The sequence below is a fragment of the Pseudoalteromonas ostreae genome (genome assembly GCF_018069805.1).
Lineage (GTDB): Bacteria > Pseudomonadota > Gammaproteobacteria > Enterobacterales > Alteromonadaceae > Pseudoalteromonas > Pseudoalteromonas ostreae.
Genome location: NZ_JAGPYN010000002.1, coordinates 104,488 through 126,835 on the forward strand (window position 1 = coordinate 104,488; position 22,348 = coordinate 126,835).

22 protein-coding genes are annotated in these 22,348 nt (G+C 39.6%); 11 read left to right on the plus strand and 11 right to left on the minus strand.

Features of this window, described 5'->3' with window-relative positions; translation table 11 throughout:
* Positions 1 to 250 precede the first annotated feature (250 nt).
* Together J7338_RS01695 and J7338_RS01700 are read left to right on the plus strand one after the other, a co-directional pair.
* A complete protein-coding gene (locus J7338_RS01695; RefSeq protein ID WP_149981252.1) occupies positions 251 to 634 on the plus strand; it encodes a DUF1842 domain-containing protein in 384 nt (127 codons plus the stop codon).
* A 928-nt stretch (positions 635 to 1,562) separates the two neighbouring features.
* The gene (locus J7338_RS01700; protein ID WP_210795052.1) at positions 1,563 to 2,897 is read left to right on the plus strand and encodes a hypothetical protein; all 1,335 of its coding nucleotides are present in this window, start codon (positions 1,563 to 1,565) and stop codon (positions 2,895 to 2,897) included.
* A gap of 24 nt (positions 2,898 to 2,921) precedes the next feature.
* Here the strand turns inward: J7338_RS01700 and J7338_RS01705 are convergent, their stop codons facing one another.
* The 6 genes from J7338_RS01705 to rplU all read right to left on the minus strand — a co-directional run bounded on the left by J7338_RS01705 (position 2,922) and on the right by rplU (position 6,666).
* Positions 2,922 to 3,626 carry a DUF3581 domain-containing protein gene (locus tag J7338_RS01705; RefSeq protein WP_210795054.1) on the minus strand — a complete coding sequence of 235 codons (705 nt, stop codon included), beginning with the start codon at positions 3,624 to 3,626 and terminating at the stop codon, positions 2,922 to 2,924.
* A 137-nt stretch (positions 3,627 to 3,763) separates the two neighbouring features.
* Entirely contained in the window at positions 3,764 to 4,141 is a 378-nt protein-coding gene (locus J7338_RS01710) for a DUF3718 domain-containing protein (RefSeq protein ID WP_210795055.1), read from the minus strand.
* Between the two features lie 79 nt (positions 4,142 to 4,220).
* A complete protein-coding gene (gene folA, locus J7338_RS01715) occupies positions 4,221 to 4,712 on the minus strand; it encodes a type 3 dihydrofolate reductase (protein WP_210795057.1) in 492 nt (163 codons plus the stop codon).
* Positions 4,713 to 4,784: 72 nt separating this feature from the next.
* Positions 4,785 to 5,939: an Obg family GTPase CgtA gene (gene cgtA, locus J7338_RS01720; RefSeq protein ID WP_149982083.1), complete on the minus strand. Its 1,155-nt coding sequence runs from the start codon at positions 5,937 to 5,939 to the stop codon at positions 4,785 to 4,787.
* A 141-nt stretch (positions 5,940 to 6,080) separates the two neighbouring features.
* Positions 6,081 to 6,338, minus strand: a complete 258-nt coding sequence (gene rpmA / locus J7338_RS01725; protein ID WP_064665557.1) for a 50S ribosomal protein L27 — start codon at positions 6,336 to 6,338, stop codon at positions 6,081 to 6,083.
* A gap of 16 nt (positions 6,339 to 6,354) precedes the next feature.
* Positions 6,355 to 6,666, minus strand: coding sequence for a 50S ribosomal protein L21 (rplU, locus tag J7338_RS01730; protein ID WP_006794538.1), 312 nt, complete (start codon positions 6,664 to 6,666; stop codon positions 6,355 to 6,357).
* 421 nt (positions 6,667 to 7,087) lie between these two features.
* Between rplU and ispB the strand changes: the two genes are divergently transcribed.
* The gene (gene ispB, locus J7338_RS01735; RefSeq protein ID WP_210795059.1) at positions 7,088 to 8,059 is read left to right on the plus strand and encodes an octaprenyl diphosphate synthase; all 972 of its coding nucleotides are present in this window, start codon (positions 7,088 to 7,090) and stop codon (positions 8,057 to 8,059) included.
* Between the two features lie 80 nt (positions 8,060 to 8,139).
* Here the strand turns inward: ispB and mdh are convergent, their stop codons facing one another.
* Positions 8,140 to 9,075 (minus strand): malate dehydrogenase, encoded by a 936-nt coding sequence (gene mdh, locus J7338_RS01740; protein WP_210795061.1) that lies wholly within the window; start codon positions 9,073 to 9,075, stop codon positions 8,140 to 8,142.
* A gap of 224 nt (positions 9,076 to 9,299) precedes the next feature.
* Here mdh and argR point away from each other — a divergent pair, with 224 nt between their 5' ends.
* Positions 9,300 to 9,767 carry a transcriptional regulator ArgR gene (gene argR, locus J7338_RS01745; protein WP_145235470.1) on the plus strand — a complete coding sequence of 156 codons (468 nt, stop codon included), beginning with the start codon at positions 9,300 to 9,302 and terminating at the stop codon, positions 9,765 to 9,767.
* An 18-nt stretch (positions 9,768 to 9,785) separates the two neighbouring features.
* Here argR and J7338_RS01750 read toward each other — a convergent pair whose 3' ends face one another.
* A complete protein-coding gene (locus J7338_RS01750; protein WP_210795063.1) occupies positions 9,786 to 10,685 on the minus strand; it encodes a Dyp-type peroxidase in 900 nt (299 codons plus the stop codon).
* A gap of 1,403 nt (positions 10,686 to 12,088) precedes the next feature.
* Here J7338_RS01750 and rluA point away from each other — a divergent pair.
* On the plus strand, positions 12,089 to 12,742 hold the full coding sequence (gene rluA, locus J7338_RS01755) for a bifunctional tRNA pseudouridine(32) synthase/23S rRNA pseudouridine(746) synthase RluA (protein WP_210795064.1): 654 nt from the start codon (positions 12,089 to 12,091) through the stop codon (positions 12,740 to 12,742).
* Between the two features lie 76 nt (positions 12,743 to 12,818).
* Positions 12,819 to 13,739 (plus strand): DUF3530 family protein, encoded by a 921-nt coding sequence (locus J7338_RS01760; protein WP_210795066.1) that lies wholly within the window; start codon positions 12,819 to 12,821, stop codon positions 13,737 to 13,739.
* Here J7338_RS01760 and djlA read toward each other — a convergent pair.
* From djlA to J7338_RS01775, 3 genes are read right to left on the minus strand one after another with little or no spacing between them, the layout of a single operon-like run.
* Entirely contained in the window at positions 13,722 to 14,594 is an 873-nt protein-coding gene (djlA, locus tag J7338_RS01765; RefSeq protein ID WP_210795068.1) for a co-chaperone DjlA, read from the minus strand. The two genes, J7338_RS01760 and djlA, sit on opposite strands and share 18 nt — an antisense overlap.
* Positions 14,595 to 14,619: 25 nt before the next feature.
* Positions 14,620 to 15,291, minus strand: coding sequence for an N-acetylmuramate alpha-1-phosphate uridylyltransferase MurU (gene murU, locus J7338_RS01770; RefSeq protein ID WP_210795070.1), 672 nt, complete (start codon positions 15,289 to 15,291; stop codon positions 14,620 to 14,622).
* Positions 15,291 to 16,295 (minus strand): aminoglycoside phosphotransferase family protein, encoded by a 1,005-nt coding sequence (locus tag J7338_RS01775; protein ID WP_210795072.1) that lies wholly within the window; start codon positions 16,293 to 16,295, stop codon positions 15,291 to 15,293. Before J7338_RS01775 ends, murU begins: the two co-directional genes overlap by 1 nt.
* A gap of 103 nt (positions 16,296 to 16,398) precedes the next feature.
* Here J7338_RS01775 and lptD point away from each other — a divergent pair, with 103 nt between their 5' ends.
* The 5 genes from lptD to apaG are packed head-to-tail and all read left to right on the plus strand — an operon-like array spanning position 16,399 to position 22,152.
* Positions 16,399 to 18,645 (plus strand): LPS assembly protein LptD, encoded by a 2,247-nt coding sequence (gene lptD, locus J7338_RS01780; protein ID WP_210795074.1) that lies wholly within the window; start codon positions 16,399 to 16,401, stop codon positions 18,643 to 18,645.
* A 36-nt stretch (positions 18,646 to 18,681) separates the two neighbouring features.
* Positions 18,682 to 19,977: a peptidylprolyl isomerase SurA gene (gene surA / locus J7338_RS01785; RefSeq protein ID WP_210795076.1), complete on the plus strand. Its 1,296-nt coding sequence runs from the start codon at positions 18,682 to 18,684 to the stop codon at positions 19,975 to 19,977.
* Positions 19,978 to 19,980: 3 nt separating this feature from the next.
* Entirely contained in the window at positions 19,981 to 20,973 is a 993-nt protein-coding gene (pdxA, locus tag J7338_RS01790) for a 4-hydroxythreonine-4-phosphate dehydrogenase PdxA (protein WP_210795079.1), read from the plus strand.
* A complete protein-coding gene (gene rsmA / locus J7338_RS01795; protein ID WP_145235444.1) occupies positions 20,970 to 21,779 on the plus strand; it encodes a 16S rRNA (adenine(1518)-N(6)/adenine(1519)-N(6))-dimethyltransferase RsmA in 810 nt (269 codons plus the stop codon). Before pdxA ends, rsmA begins: the two co-directional genes overlap by 4 nt.
* Complete coding sequence (gene apaG / locus J7338_RS01800) at positions 21,763 to 22,152, plus strand: Co2+/Mg2+ efflux protein ApaG (RefSeq protein WP_210795081.1); 390 nt, start codon at positions 21,763 to 21,765, stop codon at positions 22,150 to 22,152. Before rsmA ends, apaG begins: the two co-directional genes overlap by 17 nt.
* Positions 22,153 to 22,348: the final 196 nt, after the last annotated feature.

Sequence of the window (22,348 nt, forward strand, 5' to 3'; positions counted from 1 at the left end):
AGCAAGCTACTCTGCTTTTAAATAGCTCACAATTCACCTGCATTCCTAATCTATCGCAAAAACGACTAATCCAACACATTACAGCAGATATTTGAACTGCAAGAATAGAGCGACTATGCCGTAAACTAATTTACATGACCTAGCTGTAATACGCTGTAATATGTCTTTTGTGGTGGTCATTCTACACTTTCACTCGGTTACTGAGTAACCATATAACAGTGTCAATGCAATCTACAAAAGGAACAAGAAAATGTCTGATGAAAGCTTATATCTCGTTAAATTACAATTTCAATCTGGTGTTGTTGGTGGTGGCTCTATGGAAATTCAGTTTGCTGTCGATCCAAAAACAGGTTCATTAAATGGTAGAGCGAATGGCAGCATCCAAGAAGGAACGCAGCATTCACCTCATTTCACCGCTAGCGCATCGGGCCATATGCATGCAACTGGCTATAATGATGTAACTAAAGTTGGCGCGCTAACAGGTCAAGCCGTGGTGTCTTTTCCACCACCTGCAATAGGTAGTTACCAGTCACCATTTACGGCAAGCTTTGGCGTTGATAATCAATGGAATGGCAAAGGCAGCTTTTCTGTGGGTGAGAATACTTACCAATGTAAAGTGAGTCTAATCGACTAAGCTGATTAAAAATAGTTTTTCGATTAAATGGCATTCAATCCAGTTGAATGTCATTTAATAATTCACCAAGCAGCGTCATTACTACCCTTCTTCAAGCTCTCGCCAGAGCTTATGCCTTAGAACTTTATTTCAGGCATAAAAAACCCCGACCAATTTGGTCCGCTTCACGTTTATAAAAACGTTGAAAAACAGTGTCGATTTGCTTTGCGAGGTTTAGTAGCAAAACTTCAATAGAAAAATCTGCAACAAAGCGCTTAATGACTTAAAGCATTTCCCTCTTAACTTTTCCCTACGTTTCGTCTATTCAAGTTAACAATCTGATATAATAGCATAAAATATTAGGAAAATTAGTGATGAAACTAAAAACAACAGCTATCTGTCTTTTAACCTTACTACTTTCTGCCTGTGGGGGGGAAGTAGTTCTGAAGAGCAACAAAAAGCACCAAATAAAAAACCTACTATAGCGGGTGAGTTCAATTTTGAACTCGCTGCGGGATCTAGTTTAGAACATGCACTTACTGTAAGCGATAAAGATAATGACACTGTAACTGTCTCTGTAATAAATAAGCCTGATTGGCTAAGCTATGAACTAAGTAAAAATACACTAACGCTCAGTGCTTCGCCTACTCTTTTTGACATCGCTGAACATCAAATTGACCTCTCGATTAGTGATGGTAAAGAGTCAGAACAGTTTACTCTTAATATTGATGTTCAATACGATGCCACAAATTTCCCAGGCGAAGCAATTACACTTGCAGATGAAGAATTAATCGGCACGTGGACTACAGATGACTCTAGCTCACTATTTCATTTTTCAGCTGACCAAACAGGTTTTGCAAAAATTGAGAATGACAATTTTCTGTTTAACTGGAATAACCCTGATGATGTTGAACTGCATACTCAAGAGTTTGAATGTATTGCAAATTGTATGCGCTCAGAGTTTATCCCTCTTGAAGTTTTAGCTAAAAAAGAAAATTCTATCCGAGCTAAAAAGTACACAAGTGAAACTGAGTTCACTTGGCTTACTCTAAATAAGGGGGAGCAGAAATCGCTTAATTTCGATACATATAGCGATCAGCGTCAGGAGCAAACATTACAGCTAAGCCAACTAGGTAATGAAGAAGGCGTCAAATATACTTTCTTTGCCAATGTAGCGATTAAAGCAGAAGGTTACACTCAGTTGGCTGGATTTCACGAGAATGCAACTCTAACTGACGGTATATATCAATTTATTGAGCCTGAAGAGAAAGGTAATAGTATATTTGGGCAAGACTATACAAAAACGTTTCAAAATACTGATGGCTCATATCAACAAATCAGTTTTTCTGTTCAATTAAAACAAGCCGAACTCATTGCAAGCTTAGATGATTTTGCTGTTTTTGAAGTCACCTATCATTTTATCCCTCAAACATCTCAAGATACGGCTAATTGGCCTGAGCTTGAAAAAGAGCTTGTTGATCGCAAAACCTATAAAGTATTTAGAGGTGTTGCAGAGGCGCCAGTTCCTGAATTTTCAGCGGGTGATGTGTTATTCGGCTTATCTCCATTGTATTCAAGTGTGCAATTAGCTGATGGCAGTTCCTTTAAAATAATCAATGCACCTATCACGGTTGATTCAGAAACTTCAGGACATTTCTCAATAAAGAACCCTCTAAGTGGTGAAGAGTCTACTTATGATATTACGTTCAGCAACTTGGGCGATACTTTAGAATTCACCATAGGTATTGAAACTAGAAATGTACGCTATGTAAAACTCTACGATAATCGCATTGCTACTGTAGACGATTTTTACTCCAGCAAAAAACAATCAAGCTACTCTTACGCTAATCTAGCCCAAGCAGATACTACCTATAATGCGACTCAAGAAGATTATATGAAAACCTTCTATGTTAACGATTTAAACTTGTTAAATAACAACAAACATGCCGTTATAGAGCCTCACGATAACGGTACAGCCATTGTTTATAGCGGTGGTATTTTTGGCCCTAATGGTCGTTGGCAGTTTGAACAAGATAATAGCATGAGCTTTGTACTACCTTGCTCTCCAAATCAAGCGATAAGTAATTGTATCAATAATTCTGAAAGAATTAATGTGATAAACTACAAACTGTTTAAAAAGGAAAAAGCCGGATATTGGTTTTTAAGATCTCATAGCAACCAAAACAAAAATGCTGATGGAGCAATAGTCCAATCTGTGACTCAAAGTATTCAATTTTTAAAATTATGTGATGTCGTTTGTATTTATAAAAATACAAGCCGTTAATGGAGGGCCTGTAGCCCTTATTAATTAGGCTACAGGCTTAAGCGTTTCTTTGCGTTGATTATAAAACGTAATAAGATCATCAACGGTATCTTGACTATATTCACGGATACCAGACACTAGCATGTGTTTTTCACCACTCCCTACTTTTTTACCATCTTCTAGTAAATTGAAGCGTAAGGTAATTTTGCCACGTTTGCCTGTATATTCAAAACTCGGCTCAGCAAACTCTAATGTAGGTGCATGAATATCTAAGGTATTAAGGTTAATTAACATTGACTCATAGATAACCATAGGGCGAGCAGGATTAATCATCACATTTTGTTTGCCCATAAGGGGAATAATTACATGCGGGAAAGTTGTACCAGAAAACTCAACGTAATTTTTTATTAGGCTATCGGTGAGTGTTTGGCATTGGCTAGTTTTGCCTTCACGCTTAACCTTCAGCATGACTTTATCACCACTGGTAATATCAAACTCTTCTGCGCCCTCAGGAAAGTTGAGTTTACTATGCTCATCAACCATGCCGGCAAAGGTAAATTCCATTTTTTCACTGATTCCGTAACGACTTAATACCAATGAAAATAATAAATCTCCAGGCACACAAAAACGTTTTGCATCTTTATCATGTAGTGTATTGTAATCGTCGGCAACGCATTTTGCGAAACGACACCCTTGCTCACGTGAAATAGAGACATAATCAGCATATTGCTGATAAAAAGGACTTAACATAGTTGTTCACTGCTTAAACTGCTTATAACTTATCTATTCTACCAGATAAAATTACAATAGAGGTCGAATCTGTTAAACTTTTGTTTAAAATACAAAAAAACCGCACTATCGCGGCTTTTTTAGTAATTTATGATAATTTATAAACCTGCACGTTCTTTGATTGCTGGTATTAATGCTGATCCACCATGGCCATTTGCTTCGGCCCATGCTATATCAGCTCCATCTTTTAAAGAACTTTTAGATAAGTTTTTCACAATATATTCACCGGTATCTACTGCATTACTGGCAACTGCATGACGTAGCAAGTTAAGACCATTACATTGTACTGCATCATAAATATTACGAATTTTTACACGTGAGCTTTTTAACTTATCACGTAAACGGTTTTTATCGTCCGCAGCTATGTATTCACAGATTGAAACAGCTAACTGATCATCCGCTTTAACTGGCGCGCTAAAAGCAACAGAACCAGAAATAACAGCTGCAGCAATAACGAGTGTTGATAATTTTATCATTGTAGACCCTTGTGTAATACTTTATAACTACCTTAGTTGTTTAATATTGTATCAACCAATAGGCCTAACCGCAATAATGTTACTTAACTTTATCCAATGTAACGAATTTATAACTATAAATATTTTTATCATCAGGTTGATTATACAGCTCTTCTACAACTTGCCAGTTTGCTGATTGTTCGTAATCAGGAAACTGAGTATCCCCTGCGACATCAAGATCAATAAACGTTAAATAAAGTCTATCAGCACTTTTTAAAAACTGCTGATAGACATTTCCGCCACCAATTACCATCACTTCATCAGACTCACACACCAATGAAATAGCATCCTTTGGGGATGTTACTACATCAATTCCAGCAGCGGTATAGTCAGTGTTTCGGCTAATAACTATGTTGCGCCGTCCTGGTAAGGGGCGACCAATTGACTCAAATGTTTTGCGCCCCATTATCACAGGCTTATTCATAGTAACCGCTTTAAAGTGCTGTAAATCAGCAGGTAAATGCCATGGCATATTATTATCTTGACCAATCACACGATTTTTAGCCATCGCTGCAACCATTGAAATTCTCATATCGAAACCTAATACTTTTTCATTGCAAAATAAAAAGGAGCATCAGCTCCTTTTAAAATAATTTACCTTAGTCTAGCGCTCATAAACAACTTCAACGTCATAATCGTCATCATCCCAACTATCCCAGTCGTCGTCATCATTCTTCTTAGTGGCATCTTTATGATAAGTATCCCATTTGAATTCAACTTCTTCATCTTCAATTGGCACAAACTTTTCTTTTGGCATGCTATCAAGTAGCGTCATGATGTTATGAATTAATGGTTGAGTATTTAGCTTATTAATTGCAGAAATATGATAAATATTTTCAGTCTCGCCTAACTCTTCAGCAATTTGCTCACATAGTGCCTGAGCTTCATCTTCAGGTAATAAGTCTATTTTATTAAAGACTAACCAACGTGGCTTTTCTGCCAGCTTAGGGCTGTACTGGTGCAACTCATTGATGATTGCAAATGCATTATCTACTGGGTTTGAACCATCGACAGGCATTACATCGATAATATGCAATAATACACGGCAACGCTCTAAATGTTTCAAGAAGCGAATACCCAAACCAGCACCATCAGAGGCACCTTCGATTAACCCTGGGATATCTGCAATAACAAATGATTTATTTGCTTCTGGACGTACCACACCTAAATTTGGAATCAACGTAGTAAATGGGTAATCAGCTACTTTTGGTTTCGCTGCCGATACACTACGAATAAAAGTAGACTTACCTGCATTTGGCAAACCTAATAAACCAACATCAGCTAATAATAATAGCTCTAGTTTAAGGTTACGTACTTCACCTGGTGTGCCCAATGTTTTTTGACGAGGCGCTCGGTTAGTACTTGATTTAAAACGCGCATTCCCCAAGCCGTGGAAACCGCCTTTTGCAACCAAAATTCTTTGACCATGTTGAGTTAAATCACCAAGACCTTCTTGGGTATCAACATCCATGATCCGAGTACCTACAGGCACCATCACATATAAGTCATCAGCCTTTTTACCTGTACAGTTACGACTGCGGCCATTAGTACCACGTTCAGCTCTATGAAAACGCTCAAACTGATAATCGATAAGGGTATTTAAGTTTTCATCAGCTTGTAGATAAACACTACCACCATCTCCACCGTCACCGCCGTCTGGTCCACCATCTGGGACATATTTTTCACGACGGAAAGATACGATGCCGCTGCCACCGTCTCCAGCTTCTGCGCGAATTTCTACTTCATCTACAAACTTCATGATTACTCACTTTAGGGATTGGCTTGTTAATTTCACTATTATATACCTAAGCCAAGCTGATTGCAGGCTTGGCTTAGGTATATATTTATTTTCAAAACAAAAAACCCCGCAAAGGCGGGGTTTTTTAAGAACCGATTCTGATTACTCAGATACGATGCTTACGTATTTACGGTTTAAAGGACCTTTTTGTTCAAATTGAACTTTACCATCTGCTTTTGCGAAGATAGTGTGGTCTTTACCGATACCTACGTTTGTGCCAGCATGGAATTTAGTTCCACGTTGACGAACAATGATGCTACCCGCTAGAACTGATTCGCCACCAAAACGCTTAACACCAAGGCGTTTGCTTTCTGAATCGCGACCGTTACGAGTACTACCAGCTGCTTTTTTATGTGCCATTTCTAAGTACCTCTAATTAAGCGCTAATGCCAGTGATTTTAACTTCTGTGAACCATTGACGATGGCCCATTTGCTTACGAGAATGCTTACGGCGTCTAAATTTAACAACCTTAATCTTCTCACCGCGACCATGTGAAACAACCTCAGCTGTTATTTTACCACCGTTTACGAACGGTACACCGATCTCGATTTTCTCACCATCAGCAACTAAAAGTACTGAATCAAATTCAACTGCTGCACCAGTCTCAACGTCTAATTTCTCAAGACGAATTGTTTGACCTTCAGTCACACGGTGCTGTTTACCACCACTTTGGAAAACCGCGTACATAATTAACTCCGTCTGTGCGCCCTCAAATCGACGCAACTAAAATATTATTCAATAGGGCGCGAAGTTTACGCTAATGTGCAAAAACTAGCAAGCCTGTTTATTAATTAAATGAATAAAAAATAGCTGCATTGAGAGCGATTCAATATTTTCACCTATTTTATATTAAATTGGCGTTATGCCAAGCCTTTTTAGCGCTTGATGGCAAATAAATTACACTGCGTATAAACACACACTAAGAATAAAAAACAACCATGTTGAATTACCGTAAATTTTCTAAAATAAAACAGTTATCTTTGCTAATTAAGGCTAAATTAAGCTACTTAACCGTGTTTTTTCAGCGAATCGTCACAAACTGTCGAGCAAAACTGTTTTTTGTTGTACAATCAGCTGCGTATACCCATTAAAATTGGCTCGGAGATCAATGGATATAAAAGCTATCCAGACGTTAATCGAAAATGATATGAATGACGTCAATCAACTAATTTACGCGCAAATGCGCTCAGATGTAGCACTAGTCAATCAACTAGGCTTATATATAGTAAACAGCGGCGGCAAGCGTGTTCGCCCAATGTTGGCTATTTTAGCAGCGAAAGCACTTGGCTATGAAGGCAAAGATCATGTTACTTTAGCGACTATCGTTGAATTTATTCACACAGCTACATTATTGCATGATGATGTCGTTGATGAATCAAATTTACGTAGAGGGACACCGACGGCAAATGCTGAGTTTGGTAATGCAGCAAGCGTACTTGTTGGTGACTTTATCTACACCCGCTCATTTCAGTTGATGGTCGGTATTGGCAAAATGCAGGTTATGCAAATACTCGCTGATGCAACCAACGTGATTGCCGAAGGTGAAGTGCTGCAATTAATGAACTGTAACGACCCTGATACCACCGAAGATAGCTACATGCAGGTAATTTACTCTAAAACAGCTAAATTATTTGAAGCTGCAACAGGGCTTGCTGCGATTATCACCGAAAAGGACGACTCGACACTGCAAGCGCTTAATCTTTACGGTATGCACTTAGGAACCGCTTTTCAATTGGTAGATGACGTCCTTGATTACAATGCTGATGCTGAGCAGTTAGGTAAAAATATCGGTGATGATCTAGCCGAAGGCAAACCTACCCTGCCACTTCTGTATGCTATGCGTCACGGTAATGCTGAACAAGTGCAGTTGATCCGTGATGCCATTGAGCACAGCAATGGTATGGACCACTTAGAAGCTATTCTAAGTGCCCTCAATGAAACCAAAGCACTTGAGTTTACGATGAATAAAGCCAACGAAGAAGCTGATAAAGCGATTGCGTGTTTATCTGTATTAGATGAATCACCGTATAAAGAAGCACTCGTTAGCTTGGCTCGTATTGCCGTTGATCGTAATCACTAATAAATACCTAATGTATAAAAATCCTTCGAGCATAAAAAAGCCTGCAAATGCAGGCTTTTTTGTATCAATCGACTTAGCAATTAAGCGTTGATGAAATCAACACCTTCTTGGATGTCTTTTTTCAGCGTATCAAGCATATCGTTTTTAGCTTGCTCTTCAAAAGCGCTGAGTTCACCGTAAGAGAGAATTTCTTCTACGCCGTTTTTACCTAAACGTACTGGGTGTGCAAAGTATGCAGCATCGCCATTTTCAACAGCCACATAAGCATAATCTACAACATCTTCACCTTGTAAGCCTTTAACTAAAGACATACAAAAACGTGCTGCTGCTGCACCCATTGATAATGTTGCAGAACCACCGCCCGCTTTTGCATTTACTACTTCAGTACCCGCATTTTGGATACGTGGAGTAAGCGCAGCAACTTCTTCTTCAGTGAAAGTAACACCTTCAACTTGAGAAAGAAGTGGAAGAATTGTTGTTCCTGAGTGACCACCTATTACAGGTACTTTCACAGTTGCAACGTCAACACCTTTAAGCTCAGCTACAAATGCTTCTGAACGGATCACATCAAGAGTGGTGATACCGAAAACACGTTTCGCATCGTAAGTACCTGCTTTTTTGAATACTTCCGCAACAATTGGTACAGTGCCATTTACTGGGTTAGTGATTATACCCACTAATGCTTTTGGACAGTTAGCAACAATACCTTCTGCTAATGTTTTGATAATACCAGCATTAACATTAAATAAATCCGCGCGGTCCATACCAGGCTTACGCGGCATACCGGCTGGGATAAGAACGATATCACAACCAGTTAACGCTTTATCTAGTGCATCAGCACCAAAACCTGCTACTTTAACATCTGTTGGGATATGAGAAAGATCAACAGCAACACCAGGAACAACTGGAGCAACATCATAAAGTGATAATTCAGAACCAGCTGGTAAGCCTGTTTTTAATAATAAAGACAACGCTTGGCCGATACCGCCAGCAGCACCTAATACAGCAACTTTCATTGGAATTCTCCGTAATTTGAGGTAGGAAATATTTGTGGCTCTAAAGATAATGAAATTAACGACTAAAAACAAATTTATCCTGCTTATTTCACGTATAATTTAGACCATAGTTGTAAACTTGCTGGTTTACAGCGCTAAAACTTATCACTAAAGCAAACAACTACTGCATAAGTATGCAATATTGTGTACAATTAACGCATCACTTATGAATAAGAACCTATAATATGCAACCTCAAGATAAACAAGAAGCATTAGTAAAGGCCTTTAAAGCACTTTTAAAAGAAGAAAACTTTGGTTCACAAGGTGAGATTGTTGACGCCCTAAAAGAGCAAGGCTTTGATAATATTAGTCAAAGTAAAGTGTCACGGATGTTAAGTAAGTTTGGCGCGGTACGTACTCGTAATGCTAAACAAGAAATGGTCTATTGTTTGCCTGCTGAAATGGGCGTACCTACAGCGAAAAGCCCATTACGTCAGTTAGTGATAGATATTATGCATAACGAAATGATGATCATTATTCGAACCAGTCCTGGGGCTGCACAATTAATTGCTCGACTATTGGACTCATTAGGTAAAGCAGATGGCGTACTAGGCACCATTGCCGGCGACGATACTATTTTTATCGCTCCAGCTAAAGTATCTGAAATTGATGTAACTCTTGAACGCGTGCGTATTTTATTTGATACAGTATAAATCTACCAGTTCAAACCTTTACAATTGCTTTAAGAAGTTAATTGATGGGGCAAAAAATGCAGACCCCATATCAGCTTGAGTAAAATCAAGCCAGTGATCGTAGCAATCAACATCACCTAATCGACTTCGTAATACTCGCTCAAATGCATTTCCCTGTGCCGCATAACTTACCGCTAATATTCCCTGTTCGTAAACGTCACCATAAGGCATGTTTTGATTTAATTGCAGTGGCTGCCCTTGTTCATCTTTTAACTCAGTGCGAACTGCATGACTATTTTCAGGCGCGGGTATAATCAAGGTATTATCTAAACGCGTACGCCCCATTATTTGTTCTTGCTCACTCAAGGGTAAATTTTGCCACACACTTAAATCGTGCTTATAACGCTGTATATGCACGTAACTGCCTTGATCTTCAAAATGGTTAGGTTTATTAATTAACGCTGTGATGCGCTTTTGACGGCCATGAGGAGTGTCACCACCGAGTATAAAACCATTAAAATCGCGACCATCTAAAAATCGGAAGTTTCGCACTTGCTCAACCAATTCTACATCAGGGGCAAATAATTTGAGAATTTGCAAAGCAAATAAATGGTTTACATCTTCCCTATCGGAACGAATTTGGACAAATAAATCAAAAGGCTGAGCCCCCATAATATGATCATTATGAGTAATATTAGGAAAGCTCTGTAATTCACTAGGCAGAAATTCAGGCAGGATGTGCGGCCAGTACTGCGCTCCCATCGCAACTAGACTGGAGAGCATCGATTCAGAAAACTGATCTGAAAATTCATCTTGAATAGCGCTAACGAATTTTAACTTTTTACGTAATGACTCATCGTGGCCATCAAACACATTAAAAAACAAATGTAAACCGTGCAAATTTGCTTCAGCACAAATTCCAGATTGCGCTTGCGCCATGGTATTTCCTTAACTGAAAGTCTCATACACGGCGTTTTTAATGAAATTAAAAATACTAAAACACTTAATCTGCGAAAAAGTTAACCGTGTGTGGTGTTATTTTTATTGTCACCTACTCATTTGCTAAAAATGAGTGGCCCAACTGAGCAGCAACTTCAATTCCTTGTCCATCAACAATAACCTTATACACAAAATGCGAACCAACAAAACGACGGTTTAAAATAGTCACCGTACTTGCACAACTATCTTGTGATTAAAAAGGTATTAACTTCGATGGTATGGGCGAACCTAAAGTTACCCCACTTACTTTATTCGACGATGAGTAATAATGTCTCAGCCCCCCGTAAGCGTATGATATTCAGTTGCTGTTAATACGTCTGCAGCTAAGTATATGCCCTGACCAAGAAATTCTGCAACTACCTTTGAGTTTGGAGCGCTAAATAGCGGCTCAAACGTGTCTTTTTGGGTGGTCTTTCCACAATCTATAATCGCTAATTTATCAGCAAATCACTTAAATCGTATACGATTGGAAATTGTCTGAGCAACACTACAGTTACACTCACTATTAAAGGCAGCCATGCCCATAATGGAAATCACTTGTGCGATATATCTCACGGTTATGACAGCTATTGAGTATAAAGCATCATAAAAAAAGCCAAAAAACAAAGCAAGCCATTGAAATTAAATGACTTTTGAAGAATTTCAAAATAATGACTATATTTTCGATACAGTTTTTAGTCTATTTTGTTTGCAGATACTCTCTATACTTACTTCATCGGTTAAGCAGTGACGCTTAAATGAGTAAACGGACAAGGAATGATTACTCATAAACCTCGAATTAAAGGTTACGTTAGGAAAAAAAGGATTCACGGACAGGCTCAGGATGGGTAGCACTAAGGATAGTAAGTATACGGACAGCGTCAAGATGATGCGAAAAGGAATAACAACAGGGCTCGCAAGAGAGTTGTTAGACAGGATGTTATAAAAGCGGACAGACGGACAGGCCCTAAAGGGCATCACAATGGAACTGTTAACTAAAGGATAGCATCAGGACGATGCGTAAAGGATCGGTAATAGAGATTACCAAAAAGGATGAAAAGGAAGCACATAGGACAGAGGCACGGACAGCCTATATCACGCAGAACGAATAAGTAACAGTGTGATCACATGGATTAGTAAAGTTTAGGATTTGATTAAGTTCAATTGCAGGATGCAGAAAATTAGAAGATTCCGCAAGCGCGACTAGCGATAGTTCGCGCTTTTCTTTTGCCCCCCTCAGCTTAACAACTACTTGCCAATTCATTCGTTCATTAATACTCTCGAGTCTAATCTAATACGTTATTGATTGTGTATAAGCGCTGACTTCTCTAAAATAGCGCGCTCATAAATCATTGAGGTCGGCCGTGTTAATTAACTACAATCCTCCATTAGATCCGTATTTAAGCATTTTATTTCAAGACGATGATTTACTGATCGTCAACAAGCCCAGTGAACTTTTGACTGTGCCTGGAAAAGATCCTAAACACGCCGATTGTTTGATAGCTCGCGTTAACCGTGTTTTTCCTACGGCAAAAATAGTTCATCGCTTAGATATGGCAACCTCTGGAATTATTTGTTTAGCAATGCATAAAGCGGCTCATCGTCATTTAAGTATGCAGTTTCAAGAACGCCAAACTGCAAAGCGCTATATTGCCCGAGTGTACGCTAAGCTAGAGCCATTAACAGGATCAGTTAATTTGCCACTGATCTGTGATTGGCCAAACCGCCCTAAGCAAATGGTTGATCATGACAAGGGGAAGCCCTCTTTAACTCATTACACTGTACTAGAACATGAGCCGCACGCCACTCGTGTGGAACTTACCCCGATTACAGGGCGATCTCATCAATTACGTGTGCATATGTTGTCATTAGGGCACCCTATTTTAGGCGATAGGCTCTATGCTCACCCTGATGCACTGGCTGCTGCCCCACGCTTGCAATTGCACGCACAAATGCTACAGCTTACTCATCCGAGAACAGCACAAATTATGACTTTCGAAGCTGAGCCAGAGTTTTGATTACGAGCAAAAAATTACCCTAAACTTTTTGCTGTACACGCCGATAACCACTTATTGATTCATCGTGGTAGTTTATATGGTTATCGGCAAACAGTTTAAAGCATTGCAATTAATTAGTTTGGTTTGCGGGACTCTCTTGGCCATGCCAACCCAAGCAGCCGACTTTATTGCACCCACACCATGGTCAATAATCAGCAGTAATGATTTATCACGCTTAATGCCGCAAGATGAATTAAAACCGCTACTTGCTGGTGATACTGAGTTTTTAAGTTTATATCGCCAACACATGAGTGCCCAGCAGCGCGGTGTGGTGTTGATTATTCCTGATTGGCAACACCTACCTACCAATAACAACGGGCTCAACTTTTTACGCACACAACTTAACGATTTAGGCTATGCCACAATTGCCATGACAGTACCCGATATTGATTGGCAAGCAGTACCACCTACAGATGAAAGAGAAACTACTGAACCTGCTGCGACTGAACAAGCTACAAACTTAGACAATTCAGCTGACACAGCTACTCCTGTTGTACATGTTGATGCTATCGCTCATATGAGCAATGCGATAATAGATAATTATAAACTCAACTTAATTGCACGCTTTAATGCGTTGTATCAAAGTGCATTGGATGAAGCTGGGAAAATTGTTGTTATTGCACAAGGTGCCTCAGCAGGAGTATTGATCGAACACTATGGCGAATTCCCCAATACCAATATAGATGCATTTGTCAGCCTTAGCAGTTATTTACCAAACAGTAAACGTAACCAACAACTTAACGCGACTATATCGACTATTAGCCCACCGTTATTGGATATTTACTACAACATAGATAACCCAGATTTACTGCTGAGTGTAGCGGATAGAAAGCGCTGGGTTAAACGTCACAGTAAATATGATTATCGCCAACGTGAACTGTTTGGTTTGCGCTCTGAGTCAGAACAACATGAGCGCTTGACCAAAGAAGTAGACGGGTTTTTACGCCGCCTTTTTTAAATATTCGTAAGCGGCTTGAATATCTTGGCTTTTCTTGACTGCCAGTTCCATCATATGTTTAGGTAAACCTTGAGAAACTAATTTATCAGGATGGTGCTGCGCCATTAATTTACGGTACGCTACTTTTACTTCTCGTTCACTCGCCTCATTATTTAGCCCTAGCAAAGCCAGCGCTTGAGTACGGCTCATGCCACTATTTGCCGGTACATGATGCCCTGAGCCTTCACGATAACTACTGCTTTGCCCTTGTTGACGTTGTTGTTGCTGTTGATACCGTTGTTGTTGCTGACGAAATGAAAATTCAGCTTGGTAACGTTTAAGTACGAATGCAAAGTGAGTTTTAGAGATCCCTAATAACTTACTTACCTCTTGGAGTAGCTCCTTTTCTTGCGCAGCTAACACCCCATCAGAAAACGCCATTTGGATTTGAATTTCTAAAAACAGTTGTAATAAATCATGGCGACGAGCAAAACGCTCTTTAAAATCGAAAACAGTTTCTTTTAATGAAAAATCAGCGTCTTTTCCCGCTTTAAACGCATCTTGCGCCTCTTTGCGATCATCACTGGTAAGTCCCATTTCATCCATAAATAAACTGGCCGCACGGATGTGGGTTTCGCTTACGCGGCCATTTGACTTAGCAATGTGCCCCATTACTCCAAAACAGCTGGTAAAAAATAACGCTTGGCGCTGATTAATATCATCATCACCTTTAAATAAGCTTGAAAAGCCACCGGCCTTATCAAAGTTTTGCTTTAAACTCTTATCAAACATATGGCCCAAGTATAAACCTATAAATAAGCCTATAATGCGCCCAAACATAAAGCCAAAGCAGGCACCTAAAATTTTACCCCACATGAGGCGCTCCTATTATATATGTGAATTACTTAATGAGTTGTTGCTCTACCAACAACTCATTCAATTGAGTTAATCGTTTTGGAGTACCAATATCGTCCCAGTTACCTATGTACAGCTCCGTAGAAACGACATGCTCAGCCAATTTGTTTTTTAATAATGGCCCTAAGCGATGAGTTCCCGCTGCAATTCCTGCAAAAAATTGCTGATGAAAACGACTAATACCAGAAAATGTATACTTGGGGCTATCTACACTTAAATGACGCAACGTAAAGTCACCATTTGGGTTATGGGCTGGATTTTCAACCAACACAATATGTGCCTCGCCCGCATCTAAATGAATATGCAGCAATGAACTAACATCATAGTCGGTAAATATATCGCCATTAATAACAATAAATTGTTCACCAAGCAAAGGTAATGCTTGAATAATACCTCCTGCAGTTTCTAATCCCTGTTCAGGCTCTTGGCTATACTCAATATGTACACCAAGCTGACTACCATCACCAAAGTAAGCACGGATCTTATCGCCTTGCCAAGCAAGGTTAATAATAAAATCAGTGATCCCTGCAGTTTTTAGCCGCTCAATATGATGTTCGATTAATGGTTTTCCTTGCACCTTTAACATAGGTTTAGGTAACTCTGCGGTAAGTGGCATCATTCGCTGACCGCGACCTGCGGCTAAAATCATCGCTTTCATTATTTAGTAGGCACTTTATTGAGTGCAACTAAGGTAGCAGGAATAATCGTACTGTTGATCCATTTACCCAACTCCACCAACGATGAGTGATCTTGCGCCACGTCACCAATGTAGCGCAATGTAGGTAATACATTATCCATATAACCGAGTTTACCATCGCGTAAATTTAACCGGCAAAAAATACCCGCCGCTTTTAAATGGCGTTGAATACCGGTTAAATCAAACCATTGTTTAAAAGTTACAAAACTGATGTTATTGATCAAACCCTGTTGCTCAAACTCAGCAAATGCTTGCTCTAATAAGTATTCAAGTTCATCGTGTGGAAGTTTAAAATAGCAATCACGTAGTAACGATACAAGGTCATAACATACTGGGCCCTGTACAGCATCTTGATAGTCAATAATTGCCCATTGCTGTTCGCAGTGCATAATATTACGGCTATGAAAATCACGGTGTACGGTGACGCTAGGTTGCGCGAGTATATTTTCAATTAGTAACTCACAACTCGTTTGCCATAAAGTACGTTCTGCTTCAGTGACTTTTAACTCTAAAAACCCTTCTACCAACCATTCTAAAAAAATACTTAGTTCTAATTCTAAAAATGCCCGATCAAAATCTTTCATGTGTTCAACAGGCGGCATTTTTGCCCATTGTGCACTGAGTTTTATAAGATGTTTATAGTGATTGATACGTTCTTTATCATCGAGCATATCAGCAAGATGTATATTGCCTAAATCGCTTAATAAGAAGAATCCTTGTTTTTCATCTGCATGTAATATTTTTGGTAATTTGAAACCATGCTCAGAAAAAAATTTGTTGAGTTCTATATAAGGGGTGTTATCAAGCTTAGCTGGATCTGAGTCCATAACTATATAGCTATCTTGACCACGATTTAAACGGAAATAACGGCGAAAACTGGCGTCTGCGGTGATCGCAGCTAGCTGGTATACTTCATCTTCGAAGTGCGGATTTAAAAACTGCTGTAAACTTTTATAACGATTCATTTTACAAGATATCTATTTTTCACTAAGTCAATTACTGTATTTGCCATTGTTTTCCTTTATTATGTCACTCTTACATCCAACGACAGCATATTAAGGTTAATAAATGAGCAAAACCTGGGGCATAATGATGCTAAGTGTGATCAGCGCACCATCGTTCGCCGAAACTGAACTGACACACAACTTTTGTGGCAATTCAATGCAAACCAGAGCTTGGCAACCGCTTGCTGGCCTTGACTTAGGCATGATCGATATCCGTTCAGATGATATTGAACTGCTTGGCACCCAAAGCGCAGAATTTACTGGTAATGTTGATATTAACACCCTTACTATGAGTTTGTCCGCACAAAGTGCGCTAATTGACAAACTGCGTGGGTTACTTAATGCAACAGGTCCTATTACTTACCGTAACACGATCAGTGAAGTAAGTAGCTCAGGTCTCAATGCCGATTTAAATAGTTCTGAAATCAGCCTACTTGGTGCCGATTATAGGCTCACTGCTCAACAAGGGCATGGCGGTGCAGAAAAGTTTACGGTAAATAAGTCTGGCTTAGACCTGCTGAACGCAAGCTTTACTACCTGCCCAAGCGATACACCTTTGTGGGAGATTCAAGCCGAACAAATTTTATTATCCAGTGAAGATGGATGGGGAGAAACCCATGATATGGTATTGCGTATTATGGATACGCCAGTACTTTATTTACCCTATTTCACTTTCCCTATTGATAATCGAAGAAAGTCGGGCCTATTAACACCCAACATTTCCAGTTCAGGTCGCTATGGTGTAGAAACTGTTACTCCATATTATTGGAATATTGCACCAAACTTTGATGCCACGATTACACCTCGCTATATGTCTAAAAAAGGTTTGCAGCTGCAAACCGAGTTTCGTTATTTAAGTGATAGCAATGAAGGTCTCGTAGCACTTGAATACCTTGATAAAGACGACTCCGAACTAGAGCTCGATGAACGCTTTCTATTTCACTGGCAACAACAAAGTTATTTTGCCGAAAATTGGCGTGCTAATGTTGATATAACCAACGTCAGCGATGATAATTATCTCACTGATTTGAGCTCTAATTACGCAACACGTACTGACACCCAACTGTATCGTACTGGCTCATTATCACACTTAGGCGATACTTGGCGTACAGATATAAAAGTACAAAACTTTGAAGTGCTTGGTGATCATGTTGAATCGTATGCGGCGTGGCCACAAATTAGCTTTTCACAAACAGCACCATTTAGTTTTCAGGATATTGAACTGACCTTAGATGGTGAATTGAGCCACTTTACCAATGATACTCAAGCTATTGAGAGAGCAACTCGTTTGCACATCGAACCAAAAGTAAGCTACGGCCATCAAGAACATGCGTGGTCGTTTTTATCTGAATTTAGCGTACTGCACACTAACTATAAGCAAGAAGGTGATTTTGCTAATACTAATTACGCTGAATCAGTTTCACGTACTTTACCTAAAGTGCGTTTATACAGCCAATTAAACTTTGAGCGTGATACTACAATCTTCGCTGATGATGGTATTCAAACCTTAGAGCCACAAATGCAATATTTGTATACACCGAATAAAGATCAATCCAAGATAGGTTTATACGATACAACAAAACTACAAGATGATTTTTTTGGTTTATTCCGTGATAGTCGCTTTTCAAGTGTGGACCGTATAGCCGCAGCGAATCAGTTTACATTAGGTGCAACCACGCGCTTATTTAATAATAAAAGTGAAGAGCTATTTAATTTTAGTGCTGGTCAAATATTTTATTTAAGTGACTCTGCCAAGCCAACATCGCAAGGGTTAAACTCAGATACCAACTATAATGCCTTGTTTGCGGCACAAACCATGTTACATTGGCACCACCGTTGGTATTTATCTGGCGGAATTCAATATGACACCGATGGTAAGCAGATTATCCAGTCAAATGTGACCTTAGATTATAAAGGTGACGATAATCAACTAGTACAATTGAACCATCGCTATGCAAATGATGTCTCAGGCAATACAATCGAACAAGTTGGGTTTTTTACTAGCGTTCCGCTCAGTGATCAATGGCAGTTTGTAAATAGCTATCACCGTGATTTAGAAAACGGTCGTAGTGTCGAGGTGTTCAGCGGATTGCAATATGAATCATGCTGTTGGGCCTTTCAAGTTACAGCCCGTCGCCAAATCGCAACTGATTTAAATCAAGCGATAGGCCAAGAACAAGCCACTTTTGATTCAAGTATTGGATTTAATATTGTCTTAAAAGGGTTAGGTAGTAAAAGCCGTTATGATGCACAAAAATTATTACAACAAGGTATTTTTGGCTATCGTAGACCGTATTTTCTTAATAACTAGTATTACCGTACTATTAGCAAGAGTATTAGAAAAAGTATGAATTTAAAAAAATTATTAGCATCCGCATTTTTGACGCTAGGCTTATGCCAAAGTGCTTTCGCAGCCCCTGTTGAAATAGACAAGGTGGTTGGTATTGTAAATCAAGGAGTTATTTTACAAAGTGAAGTTGACACCATAGTTAACCGTGTAAAAACCCAAGCTAAAGAACAAGGACAAGAATTACCCTCAGATGATACGCTACGCATTCAAGCAATGGAGCGCTTAGTAAATCAAGCGCTGATGATGCAATTAGCCGAACGTATGGGGTTAGAAATCTCTGATAGCCAACTGGATCAAACTTTGGTTAGTATGGCTAAAGAACAAGGCGGAACAATTGCAGACTTGCGCCGTACGATTGAAGCGTCAGGCGAGAGTTTCCAGTCTTATCGTGAAGAAATTCGTAAAGAAATTACTACTCAACAAGTGATGCGCGCAAACGTAGATCGTCGTATTTATATTAGCCCGCAAGAAGTTGATAACCTTTTAAAAATAATGGAAAGCCAAGGTCAAAATACCGAAGAGTATGACATTGGTCATATCCTCATTGATATTCCAAATAATGCCACTGCGGATGAAATTGCTAGCGCAAAAACTCGTGCCGATAAAGTCATCGAATTTTTACGAGAAGGTAAAGAATTCAAACGCATCGCGATTTCATCATCAAGTGGTTCAAAAGCTCTTGAAGGTGGTCAGCTAGGTTATATGAGTATCAATGAAATGCCGTCATTATTTGCTGAAGCAGTGAAAGGCACTAAAAAAGATGCCATTATCGGCCCGCTACGCTCTGGCGCTGGTTTTCATATCATTAAAGTGCAAGATATTCGTGGTCGCCAGGTTGTTGAAACAACTGAAGTTCGTTCTCGCCATATCCTAATCAAGCCGTCAATTATCTTAAGTGAAGAAAAAGCCCGCAATATGCTAAATGGTTTTGCCAAAGAGTTACGCGCTGGGACAGCTGATTTTGGTGAGCTTGCTAAAGAGTATTCAGAAGATCCAGGCTCTGCACTTAAAGGTGGAGAGTACGATTGGACAGACCCAACAACCTATGTGCCACAGTTTAGAGACACCCTTCTATCACTTGATAAAAATGAGATCAGTGACCCGTTTAGGACCACATTTGGTTGGCATATAGTCCAGCTATTAGACAAACGCATTGCTGATAAAACCGAACTAGCCAAACGTAACCGTGCTCATGGCATGCTGTTTAATCGTAAATTCAAAGAAGAAAGCTTTAACTGGCAGCAAGAAATGCGTGAGCAAGCCCATGTTGAAATTTTCCCAATTGATGAATAACCAATGATCCTACGTATTGCAATTACTCCCGGCGAACCTGCCGGGATTGGCCCAGATTTGCTGTTGCAACTTGCCCAGCATGATTGGCCTGCGCAGCTGGTTGTGATTGCTGATAAGCAGTTATTACAACAGCGAGCCAAACAGCTTGGTTTAACAATCAATTTAATTCCATTTGATGAAAACGCACCAGCAGCAATCGCTCCCGCAGGGAGTGTTTATCTGCACCAGGTTGATTTAGGTGCCGACGTTGAAATGGGCGTATTAAATGATGCCAACGGCCAATACGTACTCGATACCTTACGTATCGCGTGCGAAAAAAATATGAATGGTACGTTTGAAGCCGTTGTAACTGGCCCTGTTCATAAAGGTATTATCAATAAAGCTGGCATTTCATTTAGCGGCCATACCGAATACTTTGCCCAGCAATCAAACACCCCTGATGTGGTGATGCTGTTAGCTACTGAAGGCTTAAGAGTTGCACTAGTGACCACGCACATCCCACTAGCTTATGTATCTCGTGCTATTACAAGTGAGCGTTTAAGTAAAGTTGCGGGTATTTTAAACCATGATTTACAAACTAAATTTGGTATTGATAAACCACGTATTTTAGTCTGTGGGCTGAACCCTCATGCGGGTGAAGATGGCCATTTAGGGCGTGAAGAAATTGACACCATCACCCCAACCATTGAACAGCTCAATAGTGAAGGTATGAATTTAATCGGCCCATTACCTGCTGATACCTTGTTCCAAGACAAATATCTATCACAAGCTGATGCTGTGCTGGCAATGTATCACGATCAAGGTTTACCTGTGCTAAAATACAAAGGTTTTGGCAAATCGGTTAATATCACCCTTGGTTTGCCGTTTATACGCACCTCAGTTGATCACGGTACTGCGCTCGATTTAGCCGGCACTGGTGATGCTGATGTTGGTAGTTTTGAATTAGCGATCCGCGAAGCAATTAAGCTCGCCCATGAAAAAGCACAAAATCAATGACAGATAAAGTACATTTAGGACACCGCGCCCGTAAACGTTTTGGGCAAAACTTTTTATGTGATGAGATGATCATCGATAAAATCGTCACCGCGATTGATCCTAAACCTGAAGATAATTTAGTTGAAATAGGTCCAGGTCTCGGTGCTATCACTGAACCGGTAAGTGAGCTAAGTGGCCACTTAACCGTTGTTGAGCTAGATAAAGATTTAGCTCAGCGCTTAACTGAGCACCCATTTTTAGGGCCTAAGCTTACTGTGCATCAAGGTGATGCGATGAAATTTGATTTTTCAAGTTTGATCAAAGCTGACCGCAACAAACTAAAAGTGTTTGGTAATTTACCGTACAATATTTCAACACCATTACTATTCCATTTATTCGAGTTTGCCGACAACATTGAGCATATGCATTTTATGCTACAAAAAGAAGTGGTAAAACGCATGGTAGCTGGACCTGGCAGTAAAACGTTTGGTCGCTTGAGTGTAATGACCCAGTATTACTGTAATGCCATGCCGGTTATTGAAGTACCACCAGAGTGTTTTAAACCAGCACCGAAAGTTGATTCTGCCGTTATTCGTTTAATACCGAAAAAGCCAGAGCAACGTACAGCAAAAAGTACTAAAATTCTTAACACTGTGTGTTTAGAGGCCTTTAATCAGCGCCGCAAAACACTGCGCAACAGCTTAGCTAATTTACTCACCGCAGATGAATTAACTAGTATTGGTATAGATATCACGTTGCGTGCTGAAAGCCTTTCGTTACAACAATTTATTGATATAGCTAATTGGATTTATGACAACAAGCAGTAATTTGGGCTCACCCATTAAAGTATCGGTAGAAACATTTTATGTTGAGGGTCAATCACAACCTGAACTTGATAAATATGTATTTGCCTATTCCGTTACCATTAAAAATCACAGTTTATGCAGTGCAAAGTTAGTTAGCCGCTATTGGTTGATCACTGATGCTAATGGTAAAGAAATCGAAGTACAAGGTGAAGGCGTAGTCGGTGAAAAACCAACTATTGGCCCTGGTGAAAGCTATAAATACACCAGTGGTGCAGTGCTAGATACTCCTGTAGGAACGATGCAAGGTTATTACACCTTAAAAAATGAGTTCGGTACAGAGTTTGATGCGCCCATTCATGTTTTTCGTTTATCACAGCCTAATATTTTACATTAAATAACCTAAAACCGGGTTAAGATATTTATTAACGCATTGATTTAATGATATAACTAGCCTTTAAGCTGTCCTGTCGGAGATTTTCAGAGATAACAAGGCGAATTTACGCGTCAATAGCTGGCCTATTGCAAGTAGATTCAACGCAGTTAGCGTTGAAAATAGCCACAGGAGATAGATTTATTCTCCCGAATTTAGG